We start from the raw sequence: 13,020 nt of genomic DNA on the forward strand, positions 1-13,020 counted from the left end.
ACATTTTGTCAGTAAATATTAAATTCTGTCTGCCAATAAGCGATCTAAAACCTCCATAGTGGCATTCACAGAAATAATCTGTCCATTTTCGTTTAGTAAATATTTCGTTGGAATTTCTCTTACGCCAAATTCTTTGACAATAGGTGATGAAAACCTATCCAATTGTACGATATGGTAAGGCCAGTCTAGTCCATCTTTCTCAATCGCTCTTTTCCAGCGATTTTCATCGGTTTCAACTCCTATGCTCACCACTTCAAAACCAGAGGCTTTCTTAAATTGTTGAGTATTATACTTATCGTATAAAGCTACTAACGCCGGGTTTTCTTCTCTACAGGGACCACACCATGAACCCCAAAAATCTACAAGCACGTATTTACCTCGTAGATTAGCAATATTGAAGGGCTCACCGTTGATCAACTCTGCCTGAATCGTCGGAATATCTTCTCCATTTCTGAACTTAGGCTTCATGTATAGGTACCTGGCCAAGGCATAAATGGCAAATCCTACGATCAAAGCTATGAACAGTTTATTCATTCTATTTCATATTTATACATTATTACAACAAATTAACGAACAATAGTTCTAAATAATTGATTTCAAGCATGTAAGATCAATGTAAAATTTGGTCATTTCTACGATTTATTAACATCAAAAATATAAGCACATGGCAGTTTTAAAAGTAATAGAAGTACTGGCTAATTCCGAAAAAAGTTGGGAAGATGCTACAAGAAAAGCAGTAAAAAAGGCGTCAGAATCGGTAAGTAATATTCGATCTGCATACGTTAACGAAATGACTTCTGTAGTAAAAAATGGAGAAGTCACAGATTTCAGAGTGAACGTGAAAATTACTTTTGAAGTCAACTAAGAATAATCATTTCTGATAGAAACAAAACCTTTGGATTAATATTCAAAGGTTTTTTTATTTTCATGCTATACTCAAAGCTTTTATAGAACCTTCTTTATGAAATATTTTTTAGTTCTTCTTTTTGTAGGTCAATGGTTTAATGTTACAGGTCAATGGCATACCGTGAAAGATCATTTAGAAGGTCAAGGATGGAAGAGTGAAATCAAAGATCCATTTACCAGGCTTCCGGAGCGAGTCAAAGATGATGTTCCCACACCACTTTGGAATTTGTCGCAACACAGCACAGGCTTAATGTTCAGATTCAGAGCGTCCACTTCTTCGATCACAGTCAGATACCAGGTCAGTGATCAGGATTATGGGATGAGGCATATGCCTATGATTGGTAAAAGTGGTCTTGATCTATATGCTATTTCCAGTGATGGTCAGGAGCTTTGGTGTGCTGGCAAAGCACGTTTTGGTGACACCATCGTCTATCAATTTCAAAAACTGGATCCCAATGATCGCTATCATGACCAGGGCAGGGAATATCGATTATACTTGCCCCCATACAATAAGGTCGAATGGATGGAAATTAAAACAGATGAGGGCTCCTACTTCGAAGTTTTGCCAGCTCGTGAAGACGCTCCTATAGTTGTATATGGCACTTCTATTGCTCAGGGGGCACATGCTTCCAGGCCAGGAATGATATGGCCTACTATTCTTTCCCGAGAAATGGATAGACCTTTAATCAATCTGGGATTCAGTGGAAATGGCCAACTTTCACCAGCAATTCTAAATTTGATGACAGAAATCGATGCGAAAATCTATATCCTGGATTGCCTTCCTAATCTGGGCTGGTGGCATTGGGAAAGAGTGGGTCTCAAGGACAGCATTGACCTAAAAAATCTAGTCATAAAAGCAGTAAAAATTCTACATGATTCAAAGCCGGAGGTTCCTATATTACTGGTAGAACATGCCGGTTATACAGAAGGCCAAATCTCTAGTTCCAGAAAAGAAGATTATGAGGTGTTGAACAGAATGCAAAAAGAAGCTTTTATCGAATTGAGACACAAGGGACTTAAACATTTGTATTATTTGACCAGGGAGGAAATTGGGCTTTCTCAGGATGCCATGACTGATGGCACCCATCCTACAGATTTGGGCATGTACCAATATGCTACTGCCTACGAGCGTAAAGTCAGAGAGATTTTGCATGAACAAGAAGGTGTAAGTTCGACCAGCAAACCTGTTCGCCAATATCGGGAACCTGGCAACTATGATTGGGAAAAAAGACATCTCGAAATTATAGCCATGAATAAATCTGAACCACCTCAACAGGTTTTTTTAGCCAATTCTATTGTTCATTTTTGGGGTGGAGAACCTGAGGCCAAAATTGCCAGGGAGGCAGAAACATGGAACAAGCATTTTACACCATCGGGTCTTAGAAATATGGCATTTGGTTGGGACCGAATAGAAAATGTAAGATGGAGGGTGCATCACGGAGCTCTGGATGGTTTTGAGGCTGAGAAAGTGCTGGTCATGATTGGCACCAATAACTTACATCTTAATAATGATCAGGAGATTATTGAAGGTTTGGAGTATTTATTAAGAGATATAACAGTAAGGCAGCCCGAGGCAGAGCTGATTTTGATGGGTTTACTTCCTCGTCGAGGCTATGTGGATAGAATCCGCCTGCTCAATTTTAAAATTGCCCAGCTAGCTGCTAATCTGAATCTTGTTTATAAAGATGTTGGCCACGTATTTCTGTCACCTGACCAGAGCTTAAATGAAACATTGTTTTCTGATGGATTACATCCGAACAGGGAAGGATACCTTAAGTTAAGTCCGTTCATCCAGGAGATCGTTGGACATTAATGCATTGAGTGTTGCCATCATTACAATTGATACCTTATGCCGGCAGTCCAGATTCTGCCTAAAAGATTAACCTGAGAAGCACCTAAAGCAGTCTTGCCCTCCTGTTCTAAGGCATAAATGAAGATCTCCGAATTAATATTTTCATAATCCAGTAAGTTAAATATGCCCAGATCAAAGTGCATCGTTCCCTTTTTGAGTGGCAGACGGTAGGAAGTGTTGATATCAAATCGGCGATAAGCCGGCAATTGTCTGAAAAGATCAGAAGGTTTGATTTGGTTTCTTTTAACCCCTTCCGGTAAGGCAATTCTGTTCAAGGTATAAACACCACTTCCATAAATGTATGTACTTGAAAAAGTCCAGGAATTCAGCTGATAGGAGGCAAACAAGTTGATCTGGTGCGTTCTGTTATTCTGGTCCGGGATGGGATCATTGTTAAAAAGTCTTGGAAAACGATCTTCTGACTTGGAATATGTATAGCTCAAAAGCCCCGAAAAATTTTCTTTTTCAAGTCCCGAAGTCACATCTATTCCTCGGACATGATTGACCCCTTGCAAAGAAATATACGTGTTGTTCTGAAAAACATTGACTTGATTAATTACTCCGGGTCGCTCCAGTACTTGTTCTAATATTCCCGTATTCTCGCGCACAAAAAAGTCGGCATTGAACTTCCAGCCCTCCTTAAAATAATTCATACCAAGGGTAACTTGTGCACTCTTCATAATAGGCACATTATCAGCATTTGATATCACATTTACCGTTGTGGTCTGACCTAACTGCCTTTCTAATTCCACTGGTCTGAAAAACTGTTGGTTATAAGATGCCGAAGATTTCAAATAAAAACCTTCGTTAAGCTTCAGAAGTAGTTTTCCTCTGGGCGAACCGAAAGAAATGAATCTGTTTGCTGGTATGATGGCGTTTCGAATCCCAAAATCAGCTACAATGATACCTTTGTGATCAAATCTTAATCCAGCATAGGGTGTAACGATTGGAAATCGAAGATTTTGTCCTGCGGGATTCTCATTAATAGACCTGAATGTGAAATCGGTCTGCAACCTTCTAAAGTCTGTTCCTAACTGCCAACTCCAGGTCTTGCTTCGGTCTGAAATAAACTGAAATTTTAGATTATTGTCCCTAATACCATTTTGAATTTGAGAATTAAAATTATTCAGTGAATCCTGCATTCTCCTTCGAATGGAGATAGAAGATTGTATGTCATCATTTAACGCATAAATACTTGAGTAATAGGATATCTGTAATTCGGCGGTAGACTTAAACTTCCTGGTGTACCTGGTACTCAATCCTACATTGGCTTTGGTTTTAGACTGTTCGTATTCTTCATCGATCAGGAATACTAAATTGTTTCTTGGACTCCATAAGTAAGAACCTTCGTACATGGTACTGCTGACGTCACGATTCCCCACAGCACTGATGGTAAACTTCTGATTTCCTTTCCACTCATGGCTAAAATTCAGATATAAATCACCAAATCGATTTCCTAATTCGGTAGTGACAAACTCTGGTCTTTCAAAATCATCTGACAATTGAATGTCTTTTCTTTTGCGTGTGCGCAAAGTACTATAATATTGGCTGTTGCTAATCCTTCCATTTGACCGCCGGAATGCTGCACTGATTTGACTAGATTTTCCAACAGGAACCTGGATCGACCCTATGGTTTGAAGGGTATTTACCTCAAGGTTTAAGGATAGCTTTTCTTTTATATCAGAAAGGCCTTCACATTCAAGGTAACCACCAGTAAATTCACCGTATTCTAGAGGCATGGTATTTTTGTACAACACAGCATTGCTGATGACCAATGGATTCAGAACGCTAAACATAGAAAATGCACTTTCTGTATTGTATAAAGGAATGCCATCTAATGTAATCAGCGATTGATAACCATTTGTTGCCCTGATATTCAATGATGCGCTCAGGTCATTGGTCGCATCGACACCACTAAGTAGTTGTACCGTTCTTAATACGTCCTTTCCAAGTGTGGCCTGATTAATTTCAGAATTTTGTATGCGTAAATGTTCTGAATCGTCCAACGGACGCATGGAACAATTTACCTTCTTGGTTTCTATTTTAACACCATCCATCATAAATGCCACCGGGGTCAGTTCGAATAGAAGCTGGTCGGAAGTTGTTAAACATTGAGATTGATAGCCCAGGTATTGACAACAGACTTCATCCAATTCTCCTTTTACTTCCATAGTGAAGTTGCCATGGTTGTCTGTCAAAACGGAACTTTGGCCTGAACCTGAATAAATCAGGGCGTTGACCAATGCTTGACCGTCAGCATCTATCACTCGACCGGTGAAATACCGGGGTTGATCATCCATGATTATTCCTTCATTTTTCAACAACCATCTGGAATCTGAAATCTCTAAAATACTGACATTAGAAGTTAAGAATATTTCTTTCAATTCTGCCAAATTATTGACTTCTCGAAGTTCAAGCGACTCAACCTTCTCGGGGTTGTATGCGAATTGTATGTTGAATTGTTCTGTATATTGTTTAAGAAAGGATAGTGCGCTGGTGGGATTATCCTGCGCATAAAGAACATGGGTGAACAGAACCAATATTAGAGCAATGTATTTCAAATAAAAGTTATTTGATGACTACTTTGTTTTCGTTAATCTCATAGTCGACCTCCATAGGCCAGAAAATTTGATGAACGGCGCTATCAAGAGAATTTGTCGAAAAGAAGCCCGTGTATTTTTTATCACTAAGAGAATCGATATTTGAAAATTTGACTTTGAAATGTCTCCCCACTTCTTCCAGAACCAGGCTTAATTTTTGATCCTCCACTTCTATGTAGTCGTTGAGCCAGTCAATCTCTTTTACAGCATTTCTTTTCACATCGGCCTCCTGCTCGTTGACCTTAGTCAATCGATCTCCTTTTTCTAATTCGAAACTCCCGCCCTCCTGCAATGCGACTCGTACTTTTCCTTCCACACACTCTACTTCGTAGAATCCTATCCGATCACGGATATTAAATTGCGTGCCCATTACAGTTACAATTCCCTGAGTACTTTTGACCATGAATTTTGACCCCTCTTCGACATCAAAAAAGGCCTCGCCTTCCAGTACCAGGTATCGGTGCTTTTTCCATGATTTTTGATTATACCTGATAGAAGATACACTGTTCAATCTGACAAGAGAACTATCAGGAAGTTTAAAAGTGCTCTTTTCAGCAATAGTAGTAATGTGATTGCTTTCACTAGCCATAAAGAAAGGAAATGCAATTAATAGAACGATTACAGCTGCTGCGGCTATGCCTACCCATTTCATATTGACAATGCGCGTTTCCGGTCGTTCAACCATATCAATGCTATGGTTTATTTTGTCATAAATTTCTTCTATGACCAAGGGGTTCACCTTAATTTGAGTACGTTCTAGGTTCTGAACAATCTTGGTAGCTTGTCTAATGTTTTCAGCGTGTTTGGAATCATTTTTTAAACGATCGATATCTTCGGAATGCTCACCATTCACATAGGCGATGAATGCTTCATCAGTGATCCAGTCTTCTATGTTATAATCCGAATAATTCATCTAAATATTCTTCTCGTGTTTCAGCTCCATAGGCATTAACGCAACCACTTACACCGCTTTGCATGATGCTTTCGCAAATATTTCCACTCTTAACAGCATTGTCATGATTTCTATCCAGATAACAATGCCCCAGTTCATGAAAAATGATAAATTCTTTACCAAAATGATCGTATTCTGACCAGAAAGATCGCTCAATTAATATTCTTCTCTCACCTTCCTCTGTGTTCTGACATTGGCCAACAGTACTAAAATCTCGTATATTATCGATCCTGGCACCGATTCCTTCCAGTGCCAAATCCACAATAATTCCTCGAAGTGCAGCTTCCTCTTCGAAAATGTCAAAGAATGGTTGAACTTCCGGATCTACACTAGATAGATCGTATTCCTTGGAACAGGCGAAGAAAAGGGTCAATGTTAATATGGAGATGAGGTATTTCATATCTTTCTATTTACTAGAGTATTAAAACGTTTTTTTGTACTCAAAGTTTCTTTCTTAAATTTTGAATGGCACGATATAGTAAATTTCGGACAGATTGATTGGCAATATTCAACAGTTCTGCGATTTCTTCATTTTTGTATCTTTCAAAGTATTTCAGGTGAATGGCCTGCCTTTCTTTTTTAGACAAATGCTTCATCGCTTCGCTTAATCTAACGTTGAATTCCTCCTCCTGTTCTTCTTGAATAATCTGTTCTTCCGCGCTTTCTTGCTGATTATTAACTTCATAGTCAAAATTCAGTGGTTCATAGTCTTTAGCTTTGGCTAATTTCTTAATCAGCCGTCTTTTGTAACTGATCATTAGGTAGGACTTTGGATTTTCGACGTTTTCGAATTTTTTCCTCTTCTCCCAGATGTACACGAAGAAATCATGTAGACATTCTTCTACTAAAGTGGTGTTTCCACAAATAGCCACACCGTACCGATAAAGATCCTCGGCGAAGAGTTTGTAAAGACATCCGAGACCTTCCCGTTCTCCATCTTTAAGTAGCTGAATACAATCAAGACCTATCACAGAGTAAAGCTAATTAAAAGTTGAGATTTTCTCAGCCAAAGTTTAATGCTAGATGTGTATGTGTTCTGAAATTCTAAAAAAAATCAACTCAAAGCAAATGAGAATCGAGTTTTTAAGGTATGTCAATGTGAGGTCTGCAAGTCCGTTCGGAAATAATAATAAAATTTTTGAGTACAAACTCGCAGCTGCTTCCTCTTATTATCGAAAACAAGAAAAGCAGAATCTTTTCACATTATTTCAAAAATCAAAATTATAGAAGTTATGAGAATTTTAGGAATTTTAGTTTTAGCTATGGGAATAATCATGTTTTCCTGTTCAAAGGAAGAAGAGTGGACCACAGTGGACAATTTTGTTCAGGACACTTATAAGGAGATGCGGGATGGTGCTTTAGGGGGACATCATAGATGCTACAGGGTAAATTTCCCGGTGACCGTTGTTTTTCCTGATGGAACAACATCAGAGGTCGAAGATCGTGAACAGTTTCTAGTGACGGTGAAAGGATGGAAGGAGTCAAATCCGGACGCTGAAGAACGACCCACGCTTGAATTTCCATTTACGATCACCAGGATAGATGGTGAGACGATAGAAGTTACCTCTCAAGAGCAAGTCCGGGAATTAAGAAAGATGTGTAGAAAGCACAATAATAAGCATCGAAAATGTGGAAAATTCGCAAGGTTCATCAATAATAGATGTTTTCAGGTACAGCTTCCTATTTTAATTGTGATGGCAGATGGTGACCTGATCACGCTTGAAGACAGATCAGACATCATTAGATTATTAAAATCGTGGAAGGAGAACAGGCCAGAAGAAGTTCCTGAAGTAGTTTTTCCTATAACGGTGAAGATAAAGGAAACAGGCGCTGAAAGAGAAATTGCGGATCAGGAAGCTTTCGAAGCACTGGTCGAAGAATGTAGAGAGTAAGTAAGTTTTTAATTGTAATAAGACAAGGATGGATCAATTTGATTCATCCTTGTTTCTTTAATGAACATTGTTCAAATAACCATCAGTTTTCCAGTATATATTACATCGCCTATTGAGTATTTGATAAGATAAACTCCGGGCTCTTCCGGATTCTTAAAGATCAGCTCTTGCCCTGTCACACCTGATTGTTTATAGATCAATCGGCCATTTAAGCTAAATATTCCTAATTCAAAGGATTTGTGTTGTTGCGATAAATTCATTTCGATAGATGAAATTCCATTGCTTCGGCCCGGGTTGGGCGCTATTTTAATCTCTTCGTAATTCCTTATATTTTTATTAGATGCAACAAGTAAAATCGTATCACAACTGATATTACTGTACCGATGATAGGTATACTCTTCGGACACAAAACACCTGAAAAATGTGGGACAATAGCGTTCGCAATCTTCAAGCTGATCCAAGGGAAAGAAATATCCAAGAGATCCGAAAAATTCGAGTGCCCATCCTCCAAATTGTAAAGCAGACTCATTAGCACTAATATCGAGAGGATACAATTTATGAGCTCTAAGATTGTAGCCATTGATTGCAAATGTAGTAATAGTGCTATCCACTATCATATAAGCAAGGGAGTCTTCCGGTTTTCTTAATGGTGATACATATACCTTAAGTGTATCGTGTAATTCCAAGTTAAAGTCATAAAGAATTCTGAACTTACCATCTATGAATCGATAAATTTTATATTCATCCTGATGGATGTAGCTGACATCGTATAATTCTTCACTACCTCCGATTTCGTCAATATCATAGGTCACCATCTTTCTTGCATTGATACCATTAATTACAGTATCTTTTTCGACATGCATTCGGGCGTAAAATCGATTGGCACTCCAAGGTGATATATTGGTATAGTAGAAATCTGAGCCTATGGGCGCCCACTCGATCTGAGCAGCAACAGCAAAAGAAAGTAAGAATGATGCAACAAGTGTTAAAACCTTCATATTTTTATAAATTTTTCAGTTTGAACAGGCTTATTAGCTTCAAAAATGATAATGGTATAGCCACCTGTTATATGACCACTTAAATCAACACTAACGAGAGATTGATTGCTACCTTCGTCTGTACCTACTTGTTCTTCTCGACCTCATCTAACTTATCATCTTTCCAAATGCCGGATGCCTTAACCTCACCCTTGGCATTGTAGAACTTCCCCTTACCATTTCTCATATCCTCTTCCCATTCTCCAACGTATTTTTCGCCATTGGTCCAATAATAAATTCCAGTCCCGCTACGCTGATCGTTTTTGTATTCACCTTCATAGCGTTCGCCGTCCATCCAAAAAAATTTACCCTTTCCATGCCTTTGGTTGTTTTTCCACTCTCCTTCATATCTGCTTCCTGAATCAAGGATGGCAATTCCATAACCATTGGCTTTGCCATTTTCAGTTTCCCCCACATAATGAAGAGCATTGCCTTTAGAAGTTTTAAAAGTCAAATAAGCTCCTGTAGAACTTTGCTTGACTTTTTCTTTCAGAATTTCCAATTGCATTTCTGCTTTTTCAAGGGCAAAACTCAAGGAATCTGACTTGCTGTCTATGGGAATCACTGGCTTCATCACGACTTTCTCTACGGTGTCCACCGTAGTTTTTTCAACAACCTCTGCTTCTCCTTCATCATCCAGGTCAGCCATTCGCCTTGCAATGTTCATCCGCAGATCAAGGTCACTTAACTGATCACGGTTCACGCTACTCCTTATTTCCGCTCCCATATTTAGAGCACTTTGGTATTCACCTTTGGCCAACAATTCATCAATAACAGCTAAACGTTCCTTCATTAATATCTGATCCTCATCTGTTGGTTCAGTAATGGACAATGCTTGAAGCTCTTCTTTGAATTTATTCGTTTGTAGACCAAAGAACAAAGCTGTTCCAAGGGCGGCGATGGTCAACATCACCAGTAATAAATTTGATCTGTAGGCACTCATTATTAAGTTTTAATCTCTAAAGTGTATGGCTGGCAATTTGTTTTTCACCCTTCTGATGTCAGGTGAAAAATAGCAATGCATTCTGATGGTCCAGGCCTGTTTATAATTTCCACCATTTTCAATCGCTTGCCCTGTAGAATACATGATGCCAGTAGCTACCGTAACTCGTGGATTGATAATGTATCCAATACTCGTATGCAAACGCAGGTCTTCCATTGGACTGGCCACTATTGTTTTTCCACTTTGCATGATTAATTCTGCTTCCGGGGCTATATATAAGGTCTTGGACTGAAGTTTTGGTTTATTTAAAGGTTGCTTTAGTCTGAACATATAACGCCACCTATTGCGATAAATCCAGTCCGGATCTGCGCTAAACCCCCTGGACCATCTGTGTTCCAGCCGGAGTCTGTGATATACCATGGCGTTCCAAACCGGAACAGCAAATTGGTACTGATGCCATATACGCCATTCCGGCACCACGTTGCGAGGGGCATCAGAAAATTCATCAGTATTAAAATTCAATCTCAAGACCCCGCCCAAACTAATATTGAACTTCTTATTGTAAATATAACCTATGGCGTGACGATTGTACAATTGGGCGACCTGTCCAGCAAAAGGAGTGGTCTTGGTTTCCTCAAATCTAAAATGCGTTTGAGCAACCCAAAACAACCGCTTTGAAATTCTGACATTGCCGTAGGTATTGATCCAGTATTTGGTCTTGTAATCTTTAAATTTGGCCTTTTCAGGCAGCACCGCTTGATCTTGAGCATGAATCTGCGTAAAGTTAGAAAGCACTAGTAGCAGCGCTATTATTCCTAGGTATGGCCTCTGCATGGTTATCTCATTCTGTATTTAGACCTAAAAGCGCCAAAGTTACTTCAGGATCAGACTTCCTTCTTAATTTCCGCTCTAGTTTGTTGGTTTTCATATCCCTCAAGACAATCATTCTGTCCTCAATCACCTTAAAGCGATCAGAGAAATCTGCAGAATTGTCACATGTCAGGTTATTTTGTATTTGTGTCAAAGTATAAGGAATGACTACTTCTTCATAGGCATTAGTGATTCTGCGTTTGATATTTTCACTCATGATGGTAGAGGTGAAGGGGTTCCAAACGTCGTCCGTATACATTGCTCTTATTTCTTTTTTTTGGACCGGTAGGGATCCTAATGACGTAACAAGCTTGGTTAGATCTTCATAACAAAGCTCCAGCGCTTTAGCCGTATTCAGCTTATTTTCAGAATCTTCCATGTTAGCGTAGGCGGTCAGCTTATTTTCAGCAAATTCTTGCACTGATGTCAATGTTGTCTTCACGTGATCTGACGCATTGGTTGAAACAGTATTGACGAGAGACTGAAAATTCTGAGCCTTGCGCACCAATAAAGCCTCTTCAGATACGATGGCTTTTTCCCGGATGGTTATCGAAGCTTTTTCACTTAGTTTTTGTCGAAGAAAATTTAAAGAAGCATAGGCATCTTCAATCAGATTCGTCAGGTCTGCAATCCGTACATTTTGTAAATTTGGATAGGAATGGGTACGTAGATTTTTTAAAGCACTATTCTCGAAAACCTGAAAGGGCAATCCTTCAGGAAATAGCTGGTTCCCTAATTTTTCTCGATTGATGTATTGGGTGATATTTTGATCGTCCATTCGTACCATCAGGGTCATGGGTTTCAGGATCTTTCTGTTAATCTGATCGGTTGCCTCAAAATAAGCGGCCGTTTCCCGATCAGATAACTTGGCAATGTTTAATTGAGAATTAGAAAGGATTCCAGTGGCAATCCTTACCGACTCTTCGGTCAAGGACACCAATTTTTCCAGCATTTCACGCTCTTTTTCTTCAAATGGATAAGTGGGAACTTTCACTTTATAGGCAGCCAATTTGATCCGCTGTTCTTCTCTTTTCAGAAGTGATTCCACACCATTTAATAAAGTTTCCTGAATATCAAGTAACTTAAAAATACCATTGTTCAAAGCTTGAACTGTATCCAATGAGGGAAATGAATTAGACAATACTGACAAAAAACGTTGGTCCATAGAGATTTCTTGCAGATCCAGCGATTCATCATTAAAAATGGGAACAATCACTACCCCTTCCTGATCATTATATTGAATAGATTTTAAAAGCCCATGATCGAACGTCCATATCTCCTGAGGTTCAATGGCGTTGGGATTGAAAAGCGTCCACTCATCGTGGGCCATTCCATTTCGAAGGTAGCGGGTAACCAAAGAAGAATTCTGATGGTATATCTTGGCACTCAATTGAGGAATACCTTGATTGTAGGTTATTATGCTTCTAAAAATGGTATCGGTTACTTTAGAATCTAAAATCCGATATCGCGAAAGTTGCCATTCACCCTGAGGCAGACCATCTTCAAACTGTCCGATGATGTAATCTTCTTCTCCATTGAGCGTCGTGACATACTTGTAATCCACTAATTTTGTATTGTTACTTGGTCTTAGATAGGTTTTTTTAAACTCCCATCGATCTGAAAGTTTATTTCCTTCATAGTGACCGCTCACTTCATATGCTGTCTGACCCATTTGGGAATCTTCCTGTAAAGTTGAGCTGCTAAATTCAAAAGTGCCATTCTTGATGGTATCGCCATTGAAAAGCATAAACTCATACTTGGCCACACCTTTCTGATTTCCTAATCCATAAGGACCTTGGTAAGCTTCAACACTCTGGTTAAATCCTATGGATGTAATCAACAATGAAGGTAAAAAGATAAGAAGCCTTCTCAGTTTAGATGTAAATAACCTCATTTGAATGGTTCTGATGCAAAGCTATAAATAACAAGGCCAAAAAGACCGAAATAGCATTTAAAATTTACATTCTA

General features: G+C 39.0%; 12 protein-coding genes. 3 read left to right on the top strand and 9 right to left on the bottom strand.

Annotation, left to right across the window (positions count from 1 at the left end; translation table 11 throughout):
* Window positions 1-18: 18 nt before the first annotated feature.
* Complete coding sequence (locus L2567_RS14975; RefSeq protein WP_235298612.1) at window positions 19-534, bottom strand: TlpA family protein disulfide reductase; 516 nt, start codon at window positions 532-534, stop codon at window positions 19-21.
* 130 nt (window positions 535-664) lie between these two features.
* Here L2567_RS14975 and L2567_RS14980 point away from each other — a divergent pair, with 130 nt between their 5' ends.
* Complete coding sequence (locus L2567_RS14980; RefSeq protein ID WP_235298613.1) at window positions 665-865, top strand: dodecin family protein; 201 nt, start codon at window positions 665-667, stop codon at window positions 863-865.
* Window positions 866-961: 96 nt separating this feature from the next.
* On the top strand, window positions 962-2,719 hold the full coding sequence (locus tag L2567_RS14985) for an SGNH/GDSL hydrolase family protein (RefSeq protein ID WP_235298614.1): 1,758 nt from the start codon (window positions 962-964) through the stop codon (window positions 2,717-2,719).
* A gap of 20 nt (window positions 2,720-2,739) precedes the next feature.
* On the opposite strand, the gene L2567_RS14990 is transcribed toward L2567_RS14985, so the two are convergent.
* The 4 genes from L2567_RS14990 to L2567_RS15005 are packed head-to-tail and all read right to left on the bottom strand — an operon-like array spanning window position 2,740 to window position 7,281.
* On the bottom strand, window positions 2,740-5,319 hold the full coding sequence (locus tag L2567_RS14990; protein WP_235298615.1) for a TonB-dependent receptor: 2,580 nt from the start codon (window positions 5,317-5,319) through the stop codon (window positions 2,740-2,742).
* A 7-nt stretch (window positions 5,320-5,326) separates the two neighbouring features.
* The gene (locus L2567_RS14995) at window positions 5,327-6,271 is read right to left on the bottom strand and encodes a FecR family protein (protein ID WP_235298616.1); all 945 of its coding nucleotides are present in this window, start codon (window positions 6,269-6,271) and stop codon (window positions 5,327-5,329) included.
* Window positions 6,252-6,710: a hypothetical protein gene (locus tag L2567_RS15000; RefSeq protein ID WP_235298617.1), complete on the bottom strand. Its 459-nt coding sequence runs from the start codon at window positions 6,708-6,710 to the stop codon at window positions 6,252-6,254. Before L2567_RS15000 ends, L2567_RS14995 begins: the two co-directional genes overlap by 20 nt.
* Window positions 6,711-6,750: 40 nt before the next feature.
* A complete protein-coding gene (locus tag L2567_RS15005; protein WP_235298618.1) occupies window positions 6,751-7,281 on the bottom strand; it encodes an RNA polymerase sigma factor in 531 nt (176 codons plus the stop codon).
* A gap of 261 nt (window positions 7,282-7,542) precedes the next feature.
* Between L2567_RS15005 and L2567_RS15010 the strand changes: the two genes are divergently transcribed.
* Window positions 7,543-8,202 carry a hypothetical protein gene (locus tag L2567_RS15010; RefSeq protein ID WP_235298619.1) on the top strand — a complete coding sequence of 220 codons (660 nt, stop codon included), beginning with the start codon at window positions 7,543-7,545 and terminating at the stop codon, window positions 8,200-8,202.
* Window positions 8,203-8,273: 71 nt separating this feature from the next.
* On the opposite strand, the gene L2567_RS15015 is transcribed toward L2567_RS15010, so the two are convergent.
* From L2567_RS15015 to L2567_RS15030, 4 genes are all read right to left on the bottom strand, one after another.
* Window positions 8,274-9,200 (bottom strand): T9SS type A sorting domain-containing protein, encoded by a 927-nt coding sequence (locus L2567_RS15015; RefSeq protein WP_235298620.1) that lies wholly within the window; start codon window positions 9,198-9,200, stop codon window positions 8,274-8,276.
* A 124-nt stretch (window positions 9,201-9,324) separates the two neighbouring features.
* Complete coding sequence (locus L2567_RS15020; RefSeq protein WP_235298621.1) at window positions 9,325-10,182, bottom strand: MORN repeat-containing protein; 858 nt, start codon at window positions 10,180-10,182, stop codon at window positions 9,325-9,327.
* 9 nt (window positions 10,183-10,191) lie between these two features.
* On the bottom strand, window positions 10,192-11,016 hold the full coding sequence (locus tag L2567_RS15025) for a DUF2490 domain-containing protein (RefSeq protein ID WP_235298622.1): 825 nt from the start codon (window positions 11,014-11,016) through the stop codon (window positions 10,192-10,194).
* A gap of 7 nt (window positions 11,017-11,023) precedes the next feature.
* Complete coding sequence (locus L2567_RS15030; RefSeq protein ID WP_235298623.1) at window positions 11,024-12,946, bottom strand: hypothetical protein; 1,923 nt, start codon at window positions 12,944-12,946, stop codon at window positions 11,024-11,026.
* Window positions 12,947-13,020: the final 74 nt, after the last annotated feature.

This window comes from Portibacter marinus, assembly GCF_021533195.1.
GTDB lineage: Bacteria > Bacteroidota > Bacteroidia > Chitinophagales > Saprospiraceae > Portibacter > Portibacter marinus.